This window comes from Vibrio sp. TAP-3B (genome assembly GCF_057784735.1).
In genome coordinates this window covers 987,094-1,011,421 of the sequence record NZ_CM173496.1, presented here as the reverse complement: position 1 = coordinate 1,011,421, position 24,328 = coordinate 987,094, and the positions used below count along the sequence as shown (strand labels likewise).

Below are 24,328 nucleotides of genomic sequence, written 5' to 3'. Positions count from 1 at the left end.
ATGGAGAGAGGATTCATGTCGGCAAAGGAAAGAAACCTACCCACCCATCGCATTTCAAGATTTAGTAAGTTTGCTTCGCTTGCAACACGTGTCGCAGGCAATGTAATTGCAGAAGGCACCAAGCAAATCGCCAAAGGCAATAGGCCGAAAGCCAAAGATCTCATCTTAACGCCACAAAACATTACGAGACTGACCGATCAACTTGCTCACCTTCGCGGCGCAGCGATGAAGCTCGGTCAAATGTTATCGATGGACGCTGGCGATGTGCTGGAGCCTGAGCTCGCGGACATCCTTTCTCGCCTTCGCTCTAACGCCGATCCCATGCCAGCGAAACAACTTAATGGGGTAATGGAAAATTCACTGGGAGTCGATTGGAAAACACAGTTTCTCTCTTTCAACTTTAAGCCGATGGCCAGTGCTTCCATTGGCCAAGTGCACCAAGCCTACAGTGATGCAGGAGACAGCCTAGCAGTGAAAGTACAATATCCGGGTATCCGTAAAAGTATCGATAGTGACGTTGACAATGTTGGTACGCTGCTCAAAGTGGTCGGGTTGATCCCTGAGTCGGTTGATTACAAAGGACTACTTGAAGAAGCGAAAAAGCAGCTGCACGACGAAGCGGATTATAAACGCGAAGCGCAATTTGCCATACGCTATCACGACGCACTGAAAGATTGTCCTCATTTCATCGTGCCTAAAATCCACACCGAAAGTTGTTCTGATTCGGTACTGGCAATGGAATTCATCGAAGGCAACTCTATTGAAAAAATGGCACATTTCAACCAGAGCACTCGTGATTTTGTAATGCACAGTCTACTGGAACTGCTCTTCCGCGAATTGTTCGAGCTAAAAATGGTGCAAACCGATCCTAACTTTGCTAACTACTTGTATGTCGAGAACACACGCCAGATTGGTTTATTGGATTTTGGTGCCACACGCGAATACAGTGAACAATTTAGCACTGGTTATCGTCAGGTCTTTGCATCTGTTGTGAATAATGATGAGCAAGGCTTGAATGACGCCTTAGAGCAAATCGGTTTTTTCAGTCAAAATATCATGCCTGAGCAACGCAACGCCGTTTTAAACTTAGTTAAGATGGCATGCGAACCAATGCTAATTGATGAAGCCTATGATTTTAAAGCCAGTGACTTAGCATTAAAACTTCGCGAGGCTGGCACCATTCTGAGTATGGAACAAGATTATTGGCACACACCGCCTGCTGATGCGATATTTTTGCATCGGAAAATTGGAGGAATGTACTTACTGGCTGCGCGCATCGGCGCAAAAGTAAATATTCGGAAATTAGTGCAGCCTTATCTCAATACCGATATTCAATAGCCTATTGTTTTTCTGAAACTTTCGAATACCTTGATCAAAGTTTGGTGCATACTGTTGTACTGGAATTGTATGCCATACCATACTTCAATAAACCAATTAACTATCGAGGTGCTCGGTGAGCAAGTTTCAAGACCTCTCCATTTTAATACAACAGATTGGCCAAGCCGAAGAAGCAGACCAAATCGCCACTCTCAATGATGCTATCGAAGCTGGCTTAGAGCCGAGTGCGGTTGCTTTGATCCTCGAAGCTTTTCCCATAGATGACCGTATTCGGTTGTGGCGAGCATTACCGCTAGAGCTGCACATCGACGTTCTGACAGAAATGCGTGCGGACGTTCGCTTTTCGATCATTAATGCGCTGTCAGACATTGAGCTGAAACTCACACTCGCAAAACTCGATAACCTCTCGCTCATCGAATGGGCAGATTCACTGCCAGAGTCAATCATTAACGAAGCTTTGGCATTAATCGAGAAAGATGAGCTTGAACTTTATGATCAAGCAAATGAATACGAAGATGAAGAGCTGGGCCGCTGGGCTGAGCGTAAAATCATCACACTTCCTTTCAATATTACAGTCGGCACAGCCAAACAGCTGCTAGAGCGCTACAGTTACGATACGCCTCAACATGTGTATTTAATTAACCGCAATAAGCAGTTTCGAGGGGCCGTAAATTACTACGAAATATTGAGAAGCGAACCCAATATTAAGCTGACCGACCTCGCCATTGAGACCGTCACCATACTCGACAGTAAGATGGCACTACCAGAAGCCGTCGAGGCGCTAGAGCACAGTGCTCTGCCTGCGCTTCCTGTGACTGATGCAGACCAAACGCTGATCGGTGAAGTGGATTGGCAATTTGCATTGAGTACCCAACGAGAAATTTACGAAGCACGCTTAATGGCAGGTACTGGTATGGATGAAGGTGATGACCTGTTCGCTCCGGTACTCAAAAGCTCACAAAAGCGTGGCGTTTGGCTTGGTATTAACCTGCTTACCGCTATTTTAGCCTCTGTCACTATTGGTCTGTTTGAAGAGGTGATTGCTCAAGTCGTCGCATTAGCAGTTCTCATGCCAATCGTCGCCTCAATGGGCGGTATTGCTGGTAGCCAAACACTGACGCTGATGGTGCGTGCAATGGCACTCAACCAGATTACGCCGGGTAACCGCTTCAAACTGTTAAAAAATGAATTAGGAATAGGGTCTCTTAATGGTATTGCTTGGGCTTTGATCATTGGTGGCTTGTCTGGGTTGTGGTTCCAATCGCCCTTATTAGGTGGAACGATAGCATTAGCCATTAGTGTCAATATTATTACAGCCGCACTGTTTGGAGTGTTAATACCCATCATTTTGGATAAGTTTAAATTGGATCCAGCACTTGCTGGCTCCGTCATTTTAACAACGGTTACTGACGTGGTCGGTTTTTTTGCCTTCTTGGGCACGGCAAGCCTAGTCATGATGTAAATATTAATATTGTTAACCAAACAATCATTAGCACAATAAAGATAATTTGCATAACGCAACTGCAAATTGCAAAAATGAATCAAACTTAAGCAACGTATGTCAGAGAAACCACGCTTTTCGGACGTTCAAATGTTGGCACAGTAAATGCTTAAATGATGATGACCCTTCTTAAGCCGAGGGTCACCTAGCCAACTGACGTTGTTAGTGAACTCGATTTGTTCACATATATATAAGCCAATCGCACTCTTTGCGGTTGGCTTTTTTTTGCTTAGCACTCTTACCTTTCTGCTCTTATTTTCTACCTTCCGCCGATTCGGCAGACTAAATTCCGTTTATAGATAAATTTAATCAACAAAACGCATAAAAGACATGAAACTCTTATTTTATATAAAAACCATATTAAACAAGACCTAAAAACACGTGTAAAAATTTTTTAAATATTAAAGTTTATTATTGTAAACATCTGTTATAGAACCAAAAAAGTAAAAACCTAACAAGCAAACGTTTAAATATAAGTTATTATTGACTAACTGATTTATATAACCATAATACGCCCCGTTTACTTGAAATCAGGCGCAATAATTGAATATTTTATTGGCTTTGCGGAGGTAGTAATGGCTGGAGACAATAACTACAGTCTTAAACCAGTTCCTAATTCAGCGAGAAAGGGCATGGCTCCACTCACTATGGTGATGTTAGGACTCACCTTTTTCTCTGCAAGTATGTGGACGGGCGGTTCACTCGGCACTGGACTCTCTTTTAATGACTTTTTCCTCGCGGTTCTCATTGGTAATTTAATCCTCGGTATTTACACTTCTTTCCTCGGTTACATTGGCGCATCCACTGGTCTTTCCACTCATCTTCTTGCTCGTTTCTCTTTTGGCTCTAAAGGTTCTTGGCTTCCTTCCGCATTGCTTGGCGCGACTCTAGTGGGTTGGTTTGGTGTTGGCGTTGCCATATTTTCAGTTTCAGTGCATAAAGCGACCGGAATTAACACCGATACGCTGATCATCGTTTCTGGCATGCTGATGACTTCAACGGTTTACTTTGGGATCTCCGCTCTTATGATCTTGTCTGCGATTGCCGTTCCCACTATTGCCCTACTCGGTGGTTACTCTATGGTTGAGGCAGTCAATAGCATTGGCGGCATTGCCGAACTACAAAAAGCTCAGCCAACCGAACCGTTAGACTTTTCTGTTGCGCTTGCGATGGTCGTCGGGTCATTCATTAGCGCAGGGACTTTGACCGCTGATTTTGTTCGTTTCGCTAAAAAACCAAAGGGGGCAGTAATGATCACTATGATCGCCTTCTTTATTGGCAACACGTTAATGTTTCTCTTCGGTGCTGTTGGTGCGTCAGTAACTGGTCAGTCAGACATTTCGGAAGTCATGCTGGCACAGGGCTTATTCATTCCAGCGGTCATTGTCTTGGGATTAAATATCTGGACAACAAACGATAACGCGCTATACGCATCGAGTCTTGGTTTCTCCAACATCACGAGGTTTCCAAGCAAATACATCTCAATGGCCAGCGGCTTGGTCAGCACATTATGCGCGCTGTGGTTATACAACAACTTTGTAGAATGGTTAACGTTTCTCTCGCTTGCTATTCCGCCGATTGGAGGCGTGATCATTGCGGATTTCTTAATGAACCGTAAACGTTACGTCAATTTTGAATCCACTCAATTTCCAACCGTAAACTGGGCTGGCATTACCGCCGTGGTAGTGGGGGTAGGGAGTGGACTCTCCCTACCGGGCATTGTTCCTATCAACTCGGTCCTTGCCGCGACTATCAGCTTCCTGATTCTTAATCCTCTGCTTAATAGAAAGACACGGGCTACACAGGAATTCATGTGACCGCGTCACGCACATAATGCGTGATACGTCAACGCCACGAAATATCGCCCACAAATTTTTAATTTAAGATGGTCAATTAACGTGTAGTAAACAGGCAACCAGGTCCCCTATTGTTCGTTTCAATAGAAAGTGGGGCTTCAGTTGCTGATATGCGTCAGTTACGGATAAAAGACAAGTAGTTACATTCAATATGGAGTAGGATTATGAGAACATCATACATCTAGGGTCATTATGAAAGTCATCATATTACATGGTCTTTATATGCATGGGTTGGTCATGCAGCCTCTTAGTCAGAAGCTACGTAAACTCGGCTATGAAACTCACGTGTTGAGTTACAACACGGTATCAATTAACGAAGCGGCATTGTTCAACTCTATTGATCAAGCACTCAACCCGCTGACAACCAATGTTCTGGTTGGGCACAGTTTGGGCGGCTTGATGATCAAACGATATCTTGCCAGTAGAAAGCCAACCACCAAGCTCATTTCTCACGTTATTGCGATTGGCTCTCCCCTAAAAGGTGCATCAATTGTTGATCGAATTCAAAACCTTGGACTAGGGGCTATTTTGGGTAATTCTCCCAATCACGGCTTAAACAAACATCAAGACAAATGGGCGTTCCCTCAAAAGCTTGGTAGCATTGCTGGCACGGTTCCAATCGGCGCTCGTCCGTTGTTAATTCGTGATGATAATACGATGTCCGATGGTACCGTCACGGTTGAAGAAACTCGATTAGAGGGCATGCAAGACCATATTGAAGCCAAACAAACCCATACTAGTCTCATCTACAATACATTTGTTCCTGAGCAGATAGACCACTTCATCCGCACTGGTTATTTCCGTCGATAGCACACTTTTCCGTTGTACTATTTAAATCCGCTTTCCAAGTTATTCCGTTAGCAGTATTATCCCAACGCCACTTTCCCTCCGACTAAAGGTGAAGTGGCGCATTTTATTAATTGTTCTCAGGGCGGGGCGAAATTCCCCACCGGCGGTATACTCTTTTTGAGTCAGCCCGCGAGCGCTCGATTCGTCGAGGTCAGCAGATCTGGTGAGAGGCCAGAGCCGACGGTTATAGTCCGGATGAAAGAGAATAAGAATACGCCAATACTGACTCACATTGTGAGCCGCTCTGGTGCGCTTCTTTTTGGATCGCATTTATGCCGATCTCTCATACCGCCCTGATTCTGGTAATAGTTAGGAGTTAACCATGAATCAGTCATCACTACTTGCCGAATTTGGCGAGCCTATCACTCGCGTTGAAAACGCACTCATTGCATTACAACAAGGTCGCGGTGTACTTCTTCTTGATGATGAAGATCGCGAGAATGAAGGCGACATTATTTATTCCGTCGAGCATCTTACTGACCAACAAATGGCGCTGATGATCCGCGAATGCAGTGGTATCGTTTGTTTGTGCCTTACGGATGCTCAGGCAGATAAACTGGAACTACCGCCGATGGTGATAAACAATAACAGCGCAAACCAAACCGCATTTACCGTGTCAATTGAAGCGAAAGTTGGTGTGACAACAGGCGTTTCTGCGGCAGATCGCGTTACCACGATAAAAACGGCAGCAAACCCGAATGCAAAGCCAGAAGACCTTGCTCGTCCGGGTCACATATTTCCTCTCCGCGCTCGCCTTGGTGGCGTCATGACTCGCCGCGGCCATACAGAAGGCACGATTGATTTGATGCAAATGGCAGGGTTACAACCTGCTGGCGTACTGTGTGAGGTCACCAATCCTGATGGTACGATGGCGAAAACCCCTGAAATTATCGCGTTTGGCCGACGTCACAACATGCCCGTTTTAACCATTGAAGACATGGTGACTTACCGTAACCAAGTTGAATTAAAGCTCGCGTAGTACCAAATATTCATACTGAATGAAGCCGCACCTATATTGTGCGGCTTTTTTGATCGAATTCTTCTATTGATGAGTAGTTATACTGAGTAAAAACGAAGGAGCGCTAACATGAAAGGAATATTCACCCATTTCATTGCTGTAGGATTAATCGGGGTGGGTCCCCTCACCTTTGCTTCAACTTGTCCAGATATTCTTCAAGGTAAGCAAAGGTTACTTAATTCCATAGAAGAAATTGACTTATGCGAAAGCTTCAAAGGCAAAACACTATTAGTTGTCAACACCGCCAGTCAATGTGGCTTTACTCCACAATTCGAGCAATTAGAAGTGCTGTATCAGACATACAAGCATCAAAACTTTGTCGTCGTTGGTTTCCCGAGTAATGACTTTAAACAAGATAAAGGGAGTGAAGGCAATACAGCAAAAGTTTGTTACCTCGATTATGGCGTCACCTTCCCTATGATGGCTCGCTCTTCTGTTTTAGGTTCGGATGCAAACCCTGTGTTTACCGAGATCACTACTCAAGCGGGCATTACTCCTAGGTGGAATTTTTACAAGTTTCTTATCAACTCTGAGGGCAAAGTAATCGCGACTTTTCCGAGCTCAACATCACCAACTAGTACTACGCTTACCAATATGATAGATCAACAATTGTAGGGTATCGACCATGACAACACGCTCAACCATGCTACAACTCGGCTATTTAGGTTTAGTACCATTCGTGCTTAGTTTGCTGCTGATCGCTACAGATAAGACATTGTTCAACCTAAGTGGTCAACAGCTTTTTATCACTTACAGTGCGGTCATCTTGAGCTTTTTGTCCGGTATCCTTTGGGGCAACGGCATCGATCATTATTACCATCGCCTCAGTCACAATGTGTTAGTGCTGAGTAACTTATTTGTTTTGCTCGCTTGGGGAGCATTATTACAAGCACACAATCATGATGCTGTGGCAATCCTACTCCTAGTCTCTGGGTACGTTGCGGTTTGGTACGCAGAAAAACTGACCAGAAAAGTAGAACATGAGTCCGAGCCAAAAGGCTATCAGGGAATGAGAAGCAAGTTGACCTTGAGTGTGGTCCTAATGCATGGCTTGGCGCTTTTTGTATGACCTCATCTGTCCATGCCTGTGGCTATTATTGTCGCAATCGTCGACGATCGATAATACTCCCCCCTTTTCCATACAAGCGTAAAGATAAATAAGCCATTCATTATTCAAATGTTTTCTTTATTCTATACCAGCGTTAATGCGATAAAACTTGAAATCATTCTAAAACCCGAGTAATTATAAATCTCGAACAATGGTTAGAACAATTTTTGCACGAACAAGGAAAGATCAATGCTGAAAAAGAGATTCTTTAAAACGAAAGATGAAGTTGAAGTTACTTTCGAGCTAGACAAAAAACAGTGGGAATCAGTTCAAATTGCAGGGGATTTTAATAACTGGCAACCGGAGCCAATGAAACTCGTAAAGAAAAGTGGTCAGTTTAAATTTAAAACACGTTTACCCAAGGAACAAAATATAGAGTTCCGCTACTTATTCAACGAAGCAAAATGGGACAACGATCCACAAGCTGACGCTTACATACCTAACACTTTTGGTAGCGACAACAGCGTCGTTTCCACAGCGGAATAAACCCCGTAGTCATACCTTCTTGAGGCGCACATAATGCGCCTTTTTTGTTTTCTGATAGACCTCAACTCAAACGACCATACGATTCGTTACACCGATTTTGTGTTGGAACAAACCATCAACAAACTCAAAGCGTTAGAAAAAATTGTCACCAATGCTTATGACGCGCACCTCGACTTATTTAAAACCTGTCAGTCTGCCTAAGCCCTTTTTTCTAAACGAAAACAAAAAGCCTAAACCAAAATGTGAGTCAGGCTTTTTTATACAAAGACATTTAAACTAATCACTTCGTTGAGCGTTATAATACCAATCTGCTATCCACACATCGAAACATAAGGACCAAGATGAAAATAGGCATCATTGGCTTGGGAGACATTGCTCAGAAAGCGTACCTTCCTGTTATCACGCAACTTCCCAATATTGAACTGGTATTATGCACTCGCAATTCAGACACGCTTAAGACACTCGCGCAACAATATCGTATCACTGAAACCTGCCAAGAGTACCAACAGCTCGTTGGCTTCGGTGTGGATGCGGTGATGATCCATGCTGCGACAAGCGTCCACTTTCAAATCGCGGAATATTTTTTACTCCAAGGCATTCCCACCTTTGTTGATAAGCCATTGGCTGACAGTGCAGAAGCCGTAGAAAAGCTTTACGATATCGCGGCGCGAGTAAATCAACCGCTGTACGTCGGGTTCAATCGCCGTCATATCCCGCTGTATAACCAACATATGCAGGGGGTACAGCAAGGTAATATCTCTGGCTTGAAATCATTACGTTGGGAAAAAAATCGACACCAACTGCCAGGGGATATTCGTACCTTTATTTTTGATGACTTTATCCATCCGCTCGATAGCGTGAACGTAACCGCCAAAGCCGATTTGCAAGATGCATATATTACGCATCAGTTTGATGGCAACCAATTAGCACGTTTGGATATTCAGTGGCAACAAGGCGAGACCCTGCTACATGCTTCAATGAACCGCCACTTCGGTATGACAACAGAGCGCGTTCAAGCTTGTTACTCCAACACAGCAGTCGAGTTTGATTCTTTTGTTGAAGGTAAGCGGTGGCAAAACAACCAAGAGCAAAAAGTTAACTTGAAAGACTGGACGCCAATGCTTACAGGCAAAGGTTTCCACTCGATGTTGCTCGATTGGTTTGACGTCATTCAATCCGGGACACTCGCCAGTGAAGTCGTACACCGCAATATTGCCAGCCACCAACTTGCTCAGCGGATTTATCACTATGTCGAGAAAGCGATCAAAGTCTGACTGGATTCGGCTTATTTATCGGCGCTAAACACGGGTTCCTTTCCTATACTAACCACGAGTTAAAAATGAAGAACCTGAAGGTATTAAGTTTGGAGTGTAAGGTTTTAGATACCTCAATCTCACTATAAACTTTGATTGAAAACATTCATATTCTGTTAAGCTTAAAGCGATTAAGCTGCTCAAAAATTGAGGTTAGAATTGCTGCTCGCACCTATTTAGGAGTGTTAGGAGTGGCATTCGCATGATACATCATCACATATTAGAAGTAGGAAATAGAATGAGAACACTCGGCAACATCATCTGGTTTGTATTTGGTGGCGTGTTTATGGGATTGCTATGGTGGTTTTTCGGTATCCTAGCGTTCATCAGCATCATCGGAATACCATGGGGACGCGCTTGTATCGTTATGGGTAACTTTTCTTTTTTCCCATTCGGCAAAGAAGCCATTTCGCGTGATGAATTGTCCAACGAGATGGACATTGGCACTAGCCCTCTTGGTGTGATAGGTAACGTAATTTGGTTTGTGTTTGCAGGCATTTGGCTGGCTGTCGGTCATGTGCTCTCCGCCGCAGCGTGTTTTGTCACGATAATCGGTATTCCATTTGCGCTCCAACACTTGAAACTTGCGGTAATTTCTCTCGCGCCGATTGGTAAAACGGTTGTCTCGTCAGAAGAAGCCGCTGCGGCTCGCTACAACATTAATCGATAACGCTTTCTACCCTCTGGGCTGTTTTGCTCAGAGGGTCACGCCTGTCATAAGTAAGCCTATAATTGCCACAGTATATTCAATAATGGTTGATTCCATGTTCATACCGTCACCTTTTGTGGTTTGAAGTGTATCCTTAACCCAGCACTATCTTTTTCTCTTTTATTAACTTCCACTCTTTTGTGATTAATAAGCAATCAAATGGTTTGATTGTACCATCATCGCTTCAACCCAAATGCTGGTCGTTTACTTGCGTTTTCACAATATGTTTACGAAAAGCCGAACTATAAGTGTAGACAAATGAACAGTCATTGGCAGAAAGAGCAATTAAGAAAATAAAACCATTCGTTCTTTTTGTTGTGTTTCAATCAAGGGCCAGTAAAGAAAAAGGCTGACGATGATGCTCTTCAATCCATAAAGCTGCCGTCAAAACTTATACCGCACTCAACTGAAATATCCTCTCTCTTTGTAGTAGCATCCTTCTTCGCTTTGCACTATCTTTGTGAGCTATCTTTAATTACTAATTCCAAAATATCTATGAATTTTGCATTACTTAGTATGTTCATCCCTACTTTCTTTTTCGTTTCCATCACCCCTGGGATGTGCATGACGCTCGCTTTAACGCTAGGCATGAGTATCGGCTATCGCCGCACATTATGGATGATGATTGGTGAACTGGTCGGTGTCGCGCTGGTTTCAGTCTCGGCTGTACTAGGGATCGCAGCGATCATGCTCAACTATCCTTGGATGTTTATCGCACTAAAGTTTATTGGTGGCGGCTACTTACTCTACCTTGGTGTAGAAATGTGGCGATCTCGAGGTAAGTTGGCAATAAATGTCGATACTTTGGAGACACCCAAAAGTGGCAATGTCGCGCTCATCATGCAAGGCTTCGTTACCGCTATCGCAAACCCAAAAGGCTGGGCATTTATGATTTCTCTGCTGCCGCCTTTTATCGACCAAAATGCGGCTCTTGCTCCACAGCTGATCGTGCTTGTCTCCATCATTCTTCTTTTTGAGTTCATTTGTATGTCTCTTTACGCCACGGGTGGTAAAGGGTTGAAACGCGTGTTGGGTCAATCAAAGAATGTACGCCTAATGAACCGTATCGCGGGCACTTTAATGATGGGAGTTGGTGTTTGGCTATTACTGAGCTAAAGCAACGCTGAAAATGATGAAAAATATCCTAAGAAAAATCACGCAAAACATAAGTGAAGCATTAGACTTTCAGACCCGGGTTTGGGTCGTAAACGTTTATGCCGGAGAACACAAAGGTGAATCTTACATCGTAAACGAGGACAGCTTTTCTGAGCCATTGCAATGGATGAAAAAGAAAGGTTATCACGCATCTATGCTGCGCCTGGTTGAATCGATGAAGCGCTCTCAAATCATTGAGTTCGATTTAGGTCACGTCAAACACCGCTTGATGCGTGTGAAATAGCACAAAGTAAAACGCCACTCAAACTGAGTGGCGTTTTACTTTTTTACCTTCAGCACCTCGCATTACGGCGCGGTATCAATCTCAACAGGCAAGTAATGCTTCGGTTCGAGTTTGAACCGCTCTGGCAATACGGTACCAATGGAAATGGACGACCATGTACCGGATAGCACACCAATAAACATCGCGGTTGAGAAACCCGCTAGCGGTGCTCCGCCCATCATCCATAATGCACCAACAGTAATCAGTGTTGTGCCTGAAGTCACCATCGTTCTAGAGAATGTCGCGATGACAGCTTGGTCATTGATGTCTTCCATTTTCCAACTTTGTTTCGCGATCAGTAGCTCACGGATTCGGTCTGCAATGATGATCGAATCATTCAATGAGTAGCCTAAAATTGCCAACACGGCAGCAAAAACCGTTAAGTTGAACTCCATCTGGGTAACAGCAAAGAAGCCAAGAACGACAATTACGTCATGAGCCAGAGCAAATATAGAACCGCTCGCTAATCGCCACTCAAAACGGAAACACAAGTAACCAAGAATGCTCAGCACACAAATCAATAGTGCTAAACCGCCTTGCTCAAACAAATCCTGACCAACTTGAGCACCAACAATACTGTTGCTGACGACATCAACTTGATGTGAAACTGGCTTTAATACCTCTTCCACACTTGGCAGAGTTTGTCCTTCTTCTGGGGCGGAGTAACGAATAAGCCAACGACCATCTTCACCTGTGCGGGTGACAGAGGTTGATTCACCAAGTTTTGGTTGCAGTGCATCAAGCAGATCGTGGTTGGTTAACGGCTTATCGACTTTCACTTCTGTCACCATACCACCAGTGAAATCCAAGCCTAGGTTCAACCCTTTAAAGCCTAGAGCAACCAGTGCGATCACCGTCAAAACGATGGAAACTAGCGTAGTGAAATAGCGAATTTTACGAATATTTTGTTTTAGCATTTCGACCATGATTAAACCCTCACATCACGACGGGCATCTCGGCCCCAAATTAAATTGATCATTGCTCGAGAGGCAAATACGCCTGTAAACATACTGGTTAACAAACCTAATCCGAGTGTTAAGGCAAAGCCTTGGATGGGACCGTTACCGATGGCGTATAAAATCACGGCGGTGATCATGGTAGTAATGTTGGCATCAAGGATGGTCGAGAACGCGCTATCAAAGCCCAGATCAATCGCTTGAGCGAAACTGCGGCCTTCACGCATTTTGTCCTTAATACGTTCGAAGATAATCACGTTGGTGTCCACTGCCATACCGACAGTTAACACCAACCCGGCAATACCTGGCAGCGTTAGCACCGCACCTGGTAACAAGGCAATTAAGCCCAGCAAACAAAGCATGTTGGCACAAAGCGCCACGTTCGCCACCCAACCTAAGCGGCGGTACCAAAGCGCCATAAAGGTCAGTGTTAGACCCATACCTAAAGCAAGTGCTGCAAAGCCATTTTCAATGTTTTCAGCCCCCAAAGAAGCACCAATAGTGCGCTCTTCTACGATGGTAACCGGCGCGGTTAGCGAACCCGCACGAAGTAATAGCGCTAACTGCTGCGCTTCGTCCATGCTGCCAGCGCCGGTAATACGGAATTGGCTACCAAGTTGAGATTGAATAGTCGCAACGCTAATAACGCGCTCGCTGCGCTCTGTTACGCCACGGTCGTTTGTCTTGTATTCGCGATAAACCGTCGCTATTGGCTTGCCAATATGCGTGGCAGAGAAATCACTCATCTTTTTACCGCCCGCGTGGTCAAGCGAGATGTTAACTTCTGACATCCCCATATTGTCGACGCCTGCACGAGCGTTAACAATGTGCTCACCCGTTAGGACTGGTCGTTTCTCCAGAATAACAGTTCGGCCATCGTTATCTTTCAGCACAAGATCTTGGCCGCTTCGCGCTTGGCCTGCCTCTTTCACTTCGTAGAATGCCAAACTCGCAGTGGCACCAATAACGTTTTTCGCTTGTGCTGGGTCTTGTACACCTGGGAGCTCAATACGAATGCTGTCTTTACCCTGACGCTGAACTAATGCTTCCGTAATGCCTAGCTCTTCAATACGACCACGCATAATTTTTAAGTTTTGTTGCAATGTCGTTGATTGGAACTCTTGAATATTCTGTTCACTTGGCTCAAGAACAAAGCCGCGAGATGAGCTTTTCACCACCCAACCTGGATAGTTTTGACGCAAGAATTGATTGACTTCAGCTAGGGCGGAATCACTCTCACTGTTTACCGCAATGCGGTTACCACTTTCTGCGCGAATTTGTACACCACGCACGCGCTGATCTCGTAGGCTTGCTTTGATCTCATCGATCAAAGCATTACGTTGCTCCTCAAATGCTTTATTTACGTCGACATTCAAGAGGAACTGTACCCCACCGCGAAGGTCAAGGCCGAGTTTGATTGGGCTAAAACCCATCTCATTCAGCCACTCTGGAGCAACAGACACATATGAGAAGGTAATGCTGTCTTCTTTATTTAGCTCATTGTTTAGTAACGCACGAGCTTTGCTTTGCGCATTTTCATCATCGAATACAATGGTCGTTTTGCCATCTTTTTCGATGATTTTGTCTGCTGAGATGTGATTGGTTTTCAGTAGTTGATTCAACTGAACAACCGACATTTCACTGCTGTTTTGGTTTGAAAACGTTAGCTGGATCGATGGTTGCTCACCGAACCAAGTCGGAATCGCGCTTAACGTTAAGATAATGACCGTCGTGATTAATACGACATATTTCCAAGCTGAATAGTGATTCATCAGCTTTCTGTTCTTTTGCTGCTTTGGTGTTTTTTTCATGTAAACATCATCCCTTCACGATGAAGTGAAGCTTTTAATAACAAGGCTTAACACACGACAGATGCCCCCAGAATAAATTCAGGGTATGAAATGCTCAGGACGGTTACGCCCTGTTGAATACAATCGTCGTGTTAAGAGTGCACAATGGTGCAAATAGATGGTGTTTAGGCAGAAAATTGACTATTGAGTGCAACGTACATTGCGTTGGTCTCTTTCCAACCAGAAATGCGATGATCGCTTGTGAAATGATAAAAAGTGGACTGGTTTTGACGCCAATTGATATCCATCAGGCTGTAGGCATAACCTGCGTCAGCATAGAAAGGCGTGTTTAGGTCACCAACAACGTCAACATGCTCATCATCAAGGCCTTCACGTAAGTGAGAAACCCAACGTTGAGTGTTAAATAGGGCTAGCGTATCGAGTCTTGCGTGACTTTCAGAAATCGGAGACTGCGTCGTTTCTTCTGAGACCTCAGAAAAATCGATTGAGGTATTTGCAAAAGCAATACTCGCAACAAATGGTTGCAGCTTAGAAAAGTAAGGTAAATGCGCTTTCTGATCGATTTGCGCAGCAAAAACATGCGCTGGTAGCAACACCATCGCAAGCAGCATAAAAAGCAATTTTTTCAAGCAAATCTGAGACATAAGAACTCACTAACCCTGAACGAGTTGAGATCACTCACTCAACGCATTAATAATATTCCTAATAAGTATGCTGCACAACGAAAAAGTCATGTGTTATTCCACGGAAACAGTCTCACCAAAGCCAATGCAGCGAATGCAAGTCATAGACATGTGATTGACTTCATTTTTAGAACCTAATTAAACAACCGCTTCAGAGTGATGCCAACAATAAAATAAATCCGAGTACGAATACTCGGATTTTTAACAAATAGCGTCAGGTTATTAAAACAGAGGAGAGGTTAATCTTCTGAGCTTGGTGCCGCCGGCTTCTTCTTTGGGATGAAAACATCATCACCCACAGATACGTTTTTATAGAAGCTCTTATCGCGCTTAACCGGTTTCTTCGCTGCCTTTTTCTCTTGAGGACGTGCTTTTTTCGTCGGGTTCTTTTTGCTACGTAAATCAGGCTTACGTGGTTTCAGGCCTTTAAACTTACCTTTCAGATCTTCAAATTCAGAGAAAGTCAGATCTTGTTGTAAGTATGCTTCCACACGTTTAAAGCTCTCCCAATCTTTTGGACCAACAAGAGAAACCGCATCACCTTTATTGCCAGCACGACCCGTACGACCAATACGGTGCACATATTCTTCTGTATGCTTAGGCATATCGAAGTTGATAACATGCGTTACTTTTGAGATATCCAAACCACGAGACGCAACGTCCGTAGTGACAAGAATTTTAAATACCGCACGCTCAAATTGGCTCATGATGGTATTACGTTGCGTCTGGTTTAGACTACCACTCAACGCCACCGCCTTGAGTTTTTTCTCGTTCAGCTTCGTGGTGAGACGCTCGGTATCGTCACGAGTTGCCGTAAAAATGATGATCTGACGATATTCAGCTTCTTCAATAACACGTTCTAAGATCGCTTCTTTGTGATCCAAATGATCGCAAAGATAGAACTTTTGCGTGATATCTGTTGGTACTTCGTGAGAAACCCCGATGGCAATGCGTTTCGGGTTATTCAGCATTTCAGATGCAATATCATTAACGTCCCCATGATCAAGCGTTGCTGAGAACATTAATGTCTGACGACGACGATGCTTAGCCGCTTTATGGATACGACGAAGCTCCGGCGCAAACCCTAAATCCAACATGCGATCGGCTTCATCAAGAATCAGCGTTTCCAAACCGTCTAGAAACAATGAGCGATGCTCCAAATGATCCGCCAAACGCCCAGGGGTCGCCACGATAAATTTAGGGTAACGACGCAACGCTTTCACTTGGTCGTTAAAGTTCTCACCACCTACGATTAACGCAGCCTCGTAAGACAGTCCAGCCAGCATTGAACGAAGCTCGCCATACACCTGCTTCGCAAGTTCACGAGTTGGAGCAAGGATCACTGCGCGTGGGTCTTTGGCAGAAAACGATTTATTCTTTAGAGACTTGTGAAGCATTGGCAATACAAAAGCCAAAGTCTTGCCCGAACCCGTTTTCGACGATGCCAATAGATCCTTGCCTGCGATCGAAACAGGGATCGCCTGCTGTTGAATTTCAGTCGCTTTTTTAAAATCGTAGTGTTTTAGGTTCTTCAACAATCGGTTGTCTAGGCCGAGATCTTTAAATTGCAAAGTGTTCTCCAATAAATCAGTCAGCGTCTGAGCGCTCTGTAGTGTCGTTTCCGCTCTAACGCAGCAAAAAATAAAAGCGCGATATAATACCGCAAATCGTAGGAGTATAGATAGAGATCACACAAACTAATTCATCGTAGTGAAAATAAGAGAAAACCTGCGTCTCAGTAACAAACAACAAATCCCTTCTGTACTGTTAGCTTAGTCATCAACCAATAAAGTAATGCTCGTCAAAACGCCGATCAAACCTTAAAAATTGTGCGATTTACAGCTATTTGAGGCTAGAAACTTTCATTTGGGCCAATATCGTCTAAATTATTGATATCAGGAACGTGGCAAAACACCTGTTATAAGCTGTTGTGTTGGCAAAAGGGAAGGCAAATCACTTTCGTTTGTTATGCTCAGGTAAAAGTTAACGTCAGGTACTCCATGAAATTCTTGGATTTTTTTGACTTTTGCTACACCATATACTGATAAAATGTACCCATAATTCAACCTCGCTACTGTATAAATAATCGTTAGTAGTGGGACTTTCACTATAAGCAAGGAGTTCTTATATGAACAAAACGTTGATCGCAGCTGCAGCAACTTCAGTATTTCTACTCGCAGGTTGTGCTTCTTCTGATGAAGCAGTAACAGCAAATGCAGCAAAACTAGACGAACTAAGCAACCAAGTTAGCCAACTAAGCCAAGATGTACAATCTCTTCGATCTGACGTTCAAAAATCAGGTGCAGCAGCAATGGCAGCTCAAGAAGAAGCAGAGCGTGCGAACGAGCGTATTGACAATATCGCCCAGTCTTACACTAAGTAAGACTGAATACCGCGTCTTAACACTTGTTAAGGCGCGGTTATTTCGATTGGTACTCCATTCTGAGCAGCAATTGCCGCCTTCGCTTTCACATTATTCCTTCCAAACTCGTCTAGCCACCACCTTAACTCTTTAGGTACCTGTAGGTGATCTTTCTCACCATTGCTGCGAGTTAACGGCTCATGCGCTTCAACAAATACACTTCTGTCTGGTTCCAGTGTCACTTTCACTGGTTGGTTGATGATATTTACCTCTTCCCCGTGACGCACTTTTTCGAACAGCCATTCGATATCTCCAGGCTCCATACGGATACAGCCAGCGCTGACTCGCATGCCGATACCAAAGTCTTTGTTAGTGCCGTGAATAAGGTACTCACCATGACCGTAAGCTAAACGCAGAGCAAACATACCGAGAGGGTTGTCAGGTCCAGCAGGCACCACCCTTGGAAGGTCGATGCCTTTAGCTTTGTATTCAGCACGAATAGAGGATGGCGGCGTCCATGTCGGGTTCGGCCGCTTTTGACTTACACGCGTCATCATAACGGGTGTATCACGCCCAATCCGACCAATCCCGACGGGAAATACGTGTACGATATTTTCTTCTGGCGGGAAGTAATACAACCGTAACTCGGCTAAATTAATGATAATGCCTTGGTGAGGAACATTAGGAAGAATGAGTTGAGTTGGGATAGTAAGCACATGCCCTTCTTGAGGTAGGAATGGGTCCACACCTTTATTAGCGGCCATTAAGCCTAGCATGCCCACATCATAGCGCTTGGCGATATTGGCCATGGTTTCACCCTCTTGCACTACATGATTTTCAATACGACCAATTAAACGACTGCCGTCCTCTGGTAGTTCGTACATTTTAGCAAATGACGATCCACTCACGAGAGACAACGACACAAATAATAGGCTTCGTTTCGCGAAACTCATTGATCGCTTTTTGCTAAGCATTTCACTCTATTCCTTGGCGCTTTTAAACAGCCGTAAGGTTATCTCTCTTGCTGTCTTGTGATCAACCATCGGCTTGTGATATTCCAGTAAAGAAAATCCTTCCCAAGTCCAAGGCTTATGAATGTATTTGTTCGGAACACTTTTGATTTCTGGGACCCAATAACGTACGAATCGACCATCAGAATCAAACTTCTCACCTTGGCTTATCGGGTTAAAAATACGGAAATAAGGCTGCCCATCACAACCCGTTGATGCCGACCACTGCCAGCCACCATTGTTTGCAGCAAAGTCGCCATCGACCAACTTACTCATGAAGTAAGCTTCTCCCCAACGCCAATCAATGTGCAGATCTTTCGTTAAAAAACTCGCTACCACCATACGTAAGCGATTATGCATCCAACCAGTCTGGTTTAACTGACGCATCGCTGCATCGACTATAGGGTACCCTGTTTTTCCTGTTTTCCATCGTTCGAAAGCTTTTTCATCGTAAGACCATTGAATGTGCTCTTCCCAACCAATAAAGCCTTTTCCTTTTACTAGCTTTGGCTCAAACACCAGTAAATGTTGATAGAACTCACGCCAAATGATTTCACTCAACCACGTTGATTTACCTTCCGTGAGGTCATTCTGTGGGTTTTCGGCGTACAGCCTAGCTATACATTGCCTCGGGGACAATGCCCCTATCGCAAGGTAAGGAGAAAGCTGACTGGTTCCTTCGATAGCAGGAAAATCACGCTCACTTTGGTACGAATCACTTCGCTCACGAACGAATGTTCTTAACTGCGTTAAAATATCATTGGTGGAAGCCAACCAATGATCACTGGATTCTCTGGGATAGCTGAATGTGAACTCTGAATTAAATCGATACAGCTCTAACTGTTCCAAGGTTTTTGAATTTAATTCCTTTTGCGCGTAAGGTTTTGCAACAGCAAGCCGTTGAAACTGCTTTAACCATGCACGCTTAAAAGGCGTGAACACCTTGAAGTACTCACCTTGTTTATTAAGAACCGTCGTGGGTGCATGCACACATTTGTCGTGAAACAGCTCAAAGCCAACATTGTGATTGTTTAACGCTTCCGTCACCTGCGTATCGAGCGCTCGTTCATTGACTTCATAGTGAATATTCGCCATGACCGACGTGATGCCGAATGATTTTGTCCATTCACAAATCACTTTTGTGCAGTCAGAGAATGTAGGCACTTCTTTGTACAACAAAGGAATATTGATACTAGCCAACTCTTGGTTAAGGCACGCGAGTCGACGAGCGATCAGGTCGGCCTGCATCGGCGCCATATGATGCTCTCGCCATTGCTCTGGCGTGGCGATAAAACAAGCGACAACAGGCTGTCCTGAATCTAGGGCAGCCTTCAGTGCGGTGTGGTCCAACGTTCGTAAATCACGTCTAAACCAGACTAAAATCATGGTGTCTCCTTCCTTTTGCTTTATTCTGTCAGGTGAAGTTTCTCAATCACCTCAGAGTACTGAACTCGCTCTGCTAACCGTGCGAGAAGCGCTTTTATTGATTCGACTTGTTTTGCAGGAAGTGCTTTATTAGAAAGTAAATAAACCAATTGATAGTCATTCACAGCCTCATGCTCTACCAACCCGGATACATCGTCGACTTTATCTATCAATGTTGTGTGATATCCCTGCTCGCATAACTGGGCAGCTTGAATCCAGCTCTCCGCCTCTCTATTTTGTTCAAAACTGATCAGTAAACACTTCCCCTTTGACGCCGCTTTGTTTTCCGACTCCACCACCAGCGCGAGTCGAGTAATAAGACAAGTTTGAAATAACCCCATCTCCAAAGAACGCAATGAGCCTTTCACCATCTCTAGAGCATCAAAGATAGGGTTAATAAACTGCTCAATCACGAGTTTTAGTGGGTACTCTTTTAACACCGATGCGAGTAAGCTCTCTGTCTTTCCTCGATTCAACTTCGACAGTGCGAAAAGCATTGTTCCAACTTCTTCAAGAGTGCGTGTTTCTGTACTCATTTCAACATCAGCGCTTTTACCCAACAACCCTTTCACTTTCCCAATCGCGATCCCTTTCGCGAGCCAACTCTGGACTTCACAAATGGTGTCGAGATCTTGCTGTCGGTAGAGTCGATGTCCTTTTTCAGTTCGCTGAGGTTGAATCAGATTGTACCTTCTCTGCCATGCTCTCAACGTTACGGGCTTAACACCCGTGATTTCTGCGACATCTCGGATCGCGTATAGTTTTTCTTCTGAACTACAAACCATAACGTAATCTCATCTCCTGCGGATACGGTTCTAAAAATTTCTGTTTTGCTAAATACTCATCAGGGTAAGTATTTAAATAGTGTTTAATTAATGTCAGAGGGGCTAACAGCGGTAAGGTACCAGTACGGTAATCATGAATGACCGTGGCTAGCTCTTCTTTTTCTTCTTTGGTTAAAGAACGTTTAAAGTACCCTTGCAGGTGCATCAGTACATTCGTGTTGTTTTTTCGGCTAGCGCGATTAGCTAACGCTTTCATCAACCCTAAGCGATATTCGCTATAAAATTCGTCGATTTCATAATTGGCGACATTTGCCACCAATTTACCAAGCGAGCGGTAAGACTCTGGGTGATGAGCCATCAACGTCAATTTATACCGTGAATGGAAGTCAATAAGCTTACCTCGAGTCGGTTCTGCAGACATCGAATTATAAAAATCATTAAGACAAAATACTCGACTAATAAAATTCTCTTTCAATACAGGGTCGTTAAGACGGCCATCTTCTTCGACGGGCAGCCAAGGCATTTTCTGCATTAGGGTTTGGGTGTACAGTCCTACACCTTCTTTCGCTGCACTATTCTTGCTGTAAACCTTGACTCGTTCCATGCCGCAGGTTGGCGATTTGGCACAAACAATATAACCGCACAATTGCTCGCTTTGCAGCTCATCTACTTTATTGTCAGAGTAGGCAAGCATATTGTCAGTATGGTCATTATCGGGGTTTTTAGTCTCGACTAACGCCACGCGTTCTTCATTGGAAATCAAACGAATCGTTGGACGCGGTACAGGCATTCCAACGCCAACTTCTGGGCATACCGAAACAAAGTCAAAATACGGACTAAGCTCTTTGGTCACAAAGTTGCTGACTTTGTGGCCCGAATCAAAACGAACACGCTCTCCCAATACGCAAGAACTGATACCTACCTTGATTGAAGATTCCATGATGACACCCTATACAAAATGTTTTGTTGTATAACTTATAGCAAGTCAATTGAGATTGTACAAGAAAATTAATTGTACAATTTAATCGTTTTATTTTCTTGGAATCGCTTTTTCTCCCCGGTTTCTTAAAACTTTTTGATTTTTTTAATATCGTTTTTGGGTGCGTAGTCAACAAATCGCCCAAAAGCAAATCGATTGCCTTTTTGCTTTCAACAGATTTGGTTATCAATGGGTGTTATAATTTCTAAAAGCGTGGTTTTTGTGACTAATCTCTCAAGGACTCTCTATACGTCCCGATATGATTGCCTCAATGAAAACTGACAAGTTCAACAGAATTGGTAATAGCGTTCTATAATAGAGGCGTTTTATCAAAAAAACTTTGGAGAGCACTTATGGCAACCCCACACATCAACGCACAACCTGGTGATTTCGCTGAAACGGTTCTTATGCCGGGCGACCCTTTACGTGCTAAATACATTGCAGAAACGTTTCTTGAAGACGTGAAGCAAGTTTGTGACGTTCGTAACATGTTTGGCTTTACTGGCACTTACAAGGGTAAGAAAGTGTCTGTTATGGGTCACGGCATGGGCATCCCTTCTTGCTGTATCTACGTTCACGAGCTGATCGCAGAATTCGGCGTGAATAACGTAATCCGCGTAGGTAGCTGTGGCGCAGTACGTGACGACGTAAACTTAATGGACGTGGTTATCGGTATGGGGGCTTCTACAGACTCTAAAGTTAACCGTATCCGTTTTAACAACCATGATTTCGCAGCAATCGCTGACTACGGTCTTCTAGAAGAAGCCGTAAACCAAGCTCGTGCTCAACAAGTACCCGTAAAAGTAGGTAACGTATTCTCTGCAGATCTATTCTACACACCTGAAGCCGACCTCTTCGAGAAAATGGAAAAATTAGGCATCTTAGGTGTAGACATGGAAGCGGCGGGTATCTACGGCGTTGCTGCAGATCTAGGCGCGAAAGCACTGACGATCCTAACAGTTTCTGACCATATCATCCGTGGCGAAAAACTAAGCTCAGAAGAGCGTCAAAAATCGTTCAACGACATGATGAAAGTTGCGCTAGAAACGGCAATCAACATCTAATAATAAGTAATAATTTGCAGCTGGCTCTAGACTGGCTGCCTAATTATCCCGAGGGGGCGATTGTGTCTAACGGCAAACTGCCAAAAGACGCAGATGGGTTACAACTCAACTTTTGTAAAACATTGGCGTGTGACAACTTTGGATTGAGTGATGCAAAGCGTTACGTTCTGCAACATGCTAACCCTAAACGTCCGGCGATGGTCTGTCGTGAATGCGGATCTTTCCCCCCTTTACTTAATAATCGCGATGTTGTAAACGAACTGCATCGTCTCAGACTCTTCCATAGTGATGGATTACCTGCTTGTCGTAATGATGATTGCGACAATTTCGGATTGTCTGTCCATACACACAAACACCTCTACCACGCTTTTGGTTACAGTGGTGACCGTCAACGTTATCGCTGCAAGGCTTGCCAAAGTACTTTTGTCGATAAATGGTCCGGCGCAAACAAAAAGCTGCAATTCCAAGAAAATTTAATGGGCTTGTTGTTCACTGGTTACTCGGTACGCGAGATCTGCCGTAAGCTCAGCATCAACCCCAAAACGTTTTACGATCATGTTGACCATATTGCGAGTCGCTGCCGTCGTAAGCTCGCGACGATTGATGCACGATGGGTAAACCACGCTCCGCACTATGAACTGGCTTCTAACTATGTCGCTCTGCAGCCGAACAGCAACAACGGCGTATACTGGATAGCTTCTGGTGAAGCCCATTCTGGCTACATACTCTGCCAACATGTGAATTACTCTGCCCATGAAGAGCCAATTGCGACGCTCGATCATAACCCATATGACGAGGTATCTCGTTTTGTGTCTCAAGGTTACACAGCAGAAGCAAGTGAGCCTCCCGTCGAACCTTCAAAGAAACTTCGTGAACGTATCGACCAGAAATATCAAACAATATTAGCGCGTGGCAATGTTGAAGACCCACTAGGTAACCTTTCTGTATTCCACTACCCCTCGAAAGGAGCACTGATTCGTCCACCTTACACATCGTACGCACACTATTTACATGTACTTGATATGTGTAGCCCAAATAAGCGCGTATCTATCTATATGCCACAAGATCCATTACTTCGTTCTGCAGCGTTAAGTGTTTGTTTATCTCGCATTCAAGAGAGAAACGTCGATCTTATGTATGTTGAAGAAGATGCACATTGGGACATGACCATTCCTTTTGGCAAGGTGGATATTGCCTACATGAGTTGGTGGCGAGACCGTTGGGCAATTTCAAGCCAAAGTGATGGCTCAGAACAACGCCGCATCAATAAAGGCATTTGTTATCTCGCTGGCGACCAAAACGAGCCTGAAAAATGGTTTAATACCGCAACCACTCAACACGTACAGTTTTATCAGAACCGTTTTCAGATTCTTTTTGAGAGTTTTATTAACGAGCCTCGTCGCAAATTGCGACCTGCTGGCATTTTACCGCTTTTAGATATATTCAGAGCTTGGCATAATTTATGTTATCAGGACAAACAAGGTCTTACTGCCGCGCAAAGGCTAGAAGTCACTGATACACCTCTGACGATTAAGCAGCTCCTATCGTAACTATTTAAATCATTTAGATGTGGCAATTAGGGGCAGTGACGGTATACATTACGGCACCTGATCATTTACGATTTCGCTTTCATGCTG

24 protein-coding genes and 1 riboswitch are annotated in these 24,328 nt (G+C 44.2%); of the genes, 16 read left to right on the top strand and 8 right to left on the bottom strand.

Translation table 11 applies throughout. The features are described from left to right. The first annotated feature begins 15 nt into the window (after positions 1–15). The 13 genes from AC3D28_RS19035 to AC3D28_RS18975 all read left to right on the top strand — a co-directional run bounded on the left by AC3D28_RS19035 (position 16) and on the right by AC3D28_RS18975 (position 11,577). Positions 16–1,338, top strand: coding sequence for an ABC1 kinase family protein (locus AC3D28_RS19035; protein ID WP_488536338.1), 1,323 nt, complete (start codon positions 16–18; stop codon positions 1,336–1,338). Positions 1,339–1,453: 115 nt separating this feature from the next. Continuing rightward, positions 1,454–2,800 carry a magnesium transporter gene (locus AC3D28_RS19030; protein ID WP_488536337.1) on the top strand — a complete coding sequence of 449 codons (1,347 nt, stop codon included), beginning with the start codon at positions 1,454–1,456 and terminating at the stop codon, positions 2,798–2,800. Between the two features lie 614 nt (positions 2,801–3,414). Continuing rightward, complete coding sequence (codB, locus tag AC3D28_RS19025) at positions 3,415–4,656, top strand: cytosine permease (RefSeq protein ID WP_488536336.1); 1,242 nt, start codon at positions 3,415–3,417, stop codon at positions 4,654–4,656. Between the two features lie 231 nt (positions 4,657–4,887). Then, positions 4,888–5,505, top strand: a complete 618-nt coding sequence (locus AC3D28_RS19020; RefSeq protein ID WP_488536335.1) for an esterase/lipase family protein — start codon at positions 4,888–4,890, stop codon at positions 5,503–5,505. A gap of 108 nt (positions 5,506–5,613) precedes the next feature. Continuing rightward, positions 5,614–5,755: riboswitch (FMN riboswitch) on the top strand. Positions 5,756–5,866: 111 nt separating this feature from the next. After that, positions 5,867–6,523, top strand: a complete 657-nt coding sequence (gene ribB / locus AC3D28_RS19015; RefSeq protein ID WP_488536334.1) for a 3,4-dihydroxy-2-butanone-4-phosphate synthase — start codon at positions 5,867–5,869, stop codon at positions 6,521–6,523. Positions 6,524–6,631: 108 nt separating this feature from the next. Next, complete coding sequence (locus AC3D28_RS19010; protein WP_488536333.1) at positions 6,632–7,177, top strand: glutathione peroxidase; 546 nt, start codon at positions 6,632–6,634, stop codon at positions 7,175–7,177. 10 nt (positions 7,178–7,187) lie between these two features. Beyond that, positions 7,188–7,631, top strand: a complete 444-nt coding sequence (locus AC3D28_RS19005) for a DUF3429 domain-containing protein (RefSeq protein ID WP_488536332.1) — start codon at positions 7,188–7,190, stop codon at positions 7,629–7,631. Positions 7,632–7,859: 228 nt separating this feature from the next. Then, a complete protein-coding gene (locus AC3D28_RS19000) occupies positions 7,860–8,156 on the top strand; it encodes an isoamylase early set domain-containing protein (RefSeq protein ID WP_488536331.1) in 297 nt (98 codons plus the stop codon). 33 nt (positions 8,157–8,189) lie between these two features. Further along, on the top strand, positions 8,190–8,357 hold the full coding sequence (locus tag AC3D28_RS18995) for a hypothetical protein (RefSeq protein ID WP_488536330.1): 168 nt from the start codon (positions 8,190–8,192) through the stop codon (positions 8,355–8,357). A 140-nt stretch (positions 8,358–8,497) separates the two neighbouring features. After that, entirely contained in the window at positions 8,498–9,430 is a 933-nt protein-coding gene (locus tag AC3D28_RS18990) for a Gfo/Idh/MocA family protein (RefSeq protein ID WP_488536329.1), read from the top strand. Between the two features lie 277 nt (positions 9,431–9,707). Continuing rightward, complete coding sequence (locus AC3D28_RS18985; RefSeq protein ID WP_488536328.1) at positions 9,708–10,139, top strand: YccF domain-containing protein; 432 nt, start codon at positions 9,708–9,710, stop codon at positions 10,137–10,139. 534 nt (positions 10,140–10,673) lie between these two features. After that, the gene (locus tag AC3D28_RS18980) at positions 10,674–11,294 is read left to right on the top strand and encodes a LysE family translocator (protein ID WP_098413735.1); all 621 of its coding nucleotides are present in this window, start codon (positions 10,674–10,676) and stop codon (positions 11,292–11,294) included. A 16-nt stretch (positions 11,295–11,310) separates the two neighbouring features. Then, positions 11,311–11,577: a hypothetical protein gene (locus tag AC3D28_RS18975; protein WP_098414491.1), complete on the top strand. Its 267-nt coding sequence runs from the start codon at positions 11,311–11,313 to the stop codon at positions 11,575–11,577. A 62-nt stretch (positions 11,578–11,639) separates the two neighbouring features. On the opposite strand, the gene secF is transcribed toward AC3D28_RS18975, so the two are convergent. The 4 genes from secF to AC3D28_RS18955 form a co-directional block, all read right to left on the bottom strand. After that, the gene (gene secF, locus AC3D28_RS18970; RefSeq protein ID WP_488536327.1) at positions 11,640–12,542 is read right to left on the bottom strand and encodes a protein translocase subunit SecF; all 903 of its coding nucleotides are present in this window, start codon (positions 12,540–12,542) and stop codon (positions 11,640–11,642) included. Between the two features lie 2 nt (positions 12,543–12,544). After that, on the bottom strand, positions 12,545–14,383 hold the full coding sequence (gene secD / locus AC3D28_RS18965) for a protein translocase subunit SecD (protein ID WP_488536326.1): 1,839 nt from the start codon (positions 14,381–14,383) through the stop codon (positions 12,545–12,547). Positions 14,384–14,547: 164 nt separating this feature from the next. Then, positions 14,548–15,027: a hypothetical protein gene (locus tag AC3D28_RS18960; RefSeq protein ID WP_488536325.1), complete on the bottom strand. Its 480-nt coding sequence runs from the start codon at positions 15,025–15,027 to the stop codon at positions 14,548–14,550. Positions 15,028–15,305: 278 nt separating this feature from the next. Beyond that, positions 15,306–16,649, bottom strand: a complete 1,344-nt coding sequence (locus tag AC3D28_RS18955) for a DEAD/DEAH box helicase (protein WP_488536324.1) — start codon at positions 16,647–16,649, stop codon at positions 15,306–15,308. Positions 16,650–17,194: 545 nt separating this feature from the next. On the opposite strand from AC3D28_RS18955, the gene AC3D28_RS18950 reads away from it, so the two are divergent. Next, entirely contained in the window at positions 17,195–17,449 is a 255-nt protein-coding gene (locus AC3D28_RS18950; RefSeq protein ID WP_488536323.1) for an Lpp/OprI family alanine-zipper lipoprotein, read from the top strand. Positions 17,450–17,475: 26 nt separating this feature from the next. Here the strand turns inward: AC3D28_RS18950 and AC3D28_RS18945 are convergent, their stop codons facing one another. From AC3D28_RS18945 to AC3D28_RS18930, 4 genes are read right to left on the bottom strand one after another with little or no spacing between them, the layout of a single operon-like run. Then, entirely contained in the window at positions 17,476–18,402 is a 927-nt protein-coding gene (locus AC3D28_RS18945; protein WP_488536322.1) for a L,D-transpeptidase family protein, read from the bottom strand. Positions 18,403–18,408: 6 nt separating this feature from the next. Further along, positions 18,409–19,824 carry a deoxyribodipyrimidine photo-lyase gene (gene phrB / locus AC3D28_RS18940; protein ID WP_488536321.1) on the bottom strand — a complete coding sequence of 472 codons (1,416 nt, stop codon included), beginning with the start codon at positions 19,822–19,824 and terminating at the stop codon, positions 18,409–18,411. A 20-nt stretch (positions 19,825–19,844) separates the two neighbouring features. Next, positions 19,845–20,648: a MerR family transcriptional regulator gene (locus AC3D28_RS18935; RefSeq protein WP_098413727.1), complete on the bottom strand. Its 804-nt coding sequence runs from the start codon at positions 20,646–20,648 to the stop codon at positions 19,845–19,847. Next, complete coding sequence (locus AC3D28_RS18930) at positions 20,638–21,588, bottom strand: YbgA family protein (RefSeq protein WP_488536320.1); 951 nt, start codon at positions 21,586–21,588, stop codon at positions 20,638–20,640. Before AC3D28_RS18930 ends, AC3D28_RS18935 begins: the two co-directional genes overlap by 11 nt. 392 nt (positions 21,589–21,980) lie before the next feature. On the opposite strand from AC3D28_RS18930, the gene deoD reads away from it, so the two are divergent. Both deoD and AC3D28_RS18920 read left to right on the top strand, forming a co-directional pair. After that, the gene (gene deoD, locus AC3D28_RS18925) at positions 21,981–22,691 is read left to right on the top strand and encodes a purine-nucleoside phosphorylase (RefSeq protein ID WP_488536319.1); all 711 of its coding nucleotides are present in this window, start codon (positions 21,981–21,983) and stop codon (positions 22,689–22,691) included. A gap of 62 nt (positions 22,692–22,753) precedes the next feature. Continuing rightward, positions 22,754–24,241 (top strand): transposase, encoded by a 1,488-nt coding sequence (locus AC3D28_RS18920; RefSeq protein ID WP_488536318.1) that lies wholly within the window; start codon positions 22,754–22,756, stop codon positions 24,239–24,241. Positions 24,242–24,328 lie beyond the last annotated feature (87 nt).

Bases quoted from the DNA above. Each gene is read 5' to 3' on its own strand.
- AC3D28_RS19035 (WP_488536338.1), top strand. From the start codon at position 16: ATGTCGGCAAAGGAAAGAAACCTACCCACCCATCGCATTTCAAGATTT.
- codB (WP_488536336.1), top strand. From the start codon at position 3,415: ATGGCTGGAGACAATAACTACAGTCTTAAACCAGTTCCTAATTCAGCG.
- AC3D28_RS19020 (WP_488536335.1), top strand. From the start codon at position 4,888: ATGAAAGTCATCATATTACATGGTCTTTATATGCATGGGTTGGTCATG.
- ribB (WP_488536334.1), top strand. From the start codon at position 5,867: ATGAATCAGTCATCACTACTTGCCGAATTTGGCGAGCCTATCACTCGC.
- AC3D28_RS19010 (WP_488536333.1), top strand. From the start codon at position 6,632: ATGAAAGGAATATTCACCCATTTCATTGCTGTAGGATTAATCGGGGTG.
- AC3D28_RS19005 (WP_488536332.1), top strand. From the start codon at position 7,188: ATGACAACACGCTCAACCATGCTACAACTCGGCTATTTAGGTTTAGTA.
- AC3D28_RS19000 (WP_488536331.1), top strand. From the start codon at position 7,860: ATGCTGAAAAAGAGATTCTTTAAAACGAAAGATGAAGTTGAAGTTACT.
- AC3D28_RS18995 (WP_488536330.1), top strand. From the start codon at position 8,190: ATGCGCCTTTTTTGTTTTCTGATAGACCTCAACTCAAACGACCATACG.
- AC3D28_RS18990 (WP_488536329.1), top strand. From the start codon at position 8,498: ATGAAAATAGGCATCATTGGCTTGGGAGACATTGCTCAGAAAGCGTAC.
- AC3D28_RS18985 (WP_488536328.1), top strand. From the start codon at position 9,708: ATGAGAACACTCGGCAACATCATCTGGTTTGTATTTGGTGGCGTGTTT.
- AC3D28_RS18980 (WP_098413735.1), top strand. From the start codon at position 10,674: ATGAATTTTGCATTACTTAGTATGTTCATCCCTACTTTCTTTTTCGTT.
- AC3D28_RS18975 (WP_098414491.1), top strand. From the start codon at position 11,311: ATGAAAAATATCCTAAGAAAAATCACGCAAAACATAAGTGAAGCATTA.
- secF (WP_488536327.1), bottom strand. From the start codon at position 12,542: ATGGTCGAAATGCTAAAACAAAATATTCGTAAAATTCGCTATTTCACT.
- secD (WP_488536326.1), bottom strand. From the start codon at position 14,383: ATGAAAAAAACACCAAAGCAGCAAAAGAACAGAAAGCTGATGAATCAC.
- AC3D28_RS18960 (WP_488536325.1), bottom strand. From the start codon at position 15,027: ATGTCTCAGATTTGCTTGAAAAAATTGCTTTTTATGCTGCTTGCGATG.
- AC3D28_RS18950 (WP_488536323.1), top strand. From the start codon at position 17,195: ATGAACAAAACGTTGATCGCAGCTGCAGCAACTTCAGTATTTCTACTC.
- AC3D28_RS18945 (WP_488536322.1), bottom strand. From the start codon at position 18,402: ATGCTTAGCAAAAAGCGATCAATGAGTTTCGCGAAACGAAGCCTATTA.
- phrB (WP_488536321.1), bottom strand. From the start codon at position 19,824: ATGATTTTAGTCTGGTTTAGACGTGATTTACGAACGTTGGACCACACC.
- AC3D28_RS18935 (WP_098413727.1), bottom strand. From the start codon at position 20,648: ATGGTTTGTAGTTCAGAAGAAAAACTATACGCGATCCGAGATGTCGCA.
- AC3D28_RS18930 (WP_488536320.1), bottom strand. From the start codon at position 21,588: ATGGAATCTTCAATCAAGGTAGGTATCAGTTCTTGCGTATTGGGAGAG.
- deoD (WP_488536319.1), top strand. From the start codon at position 21,981: ATGGCAACCCCACACATCAACGCACAACCTGGTGATTTCGCTGAAACG.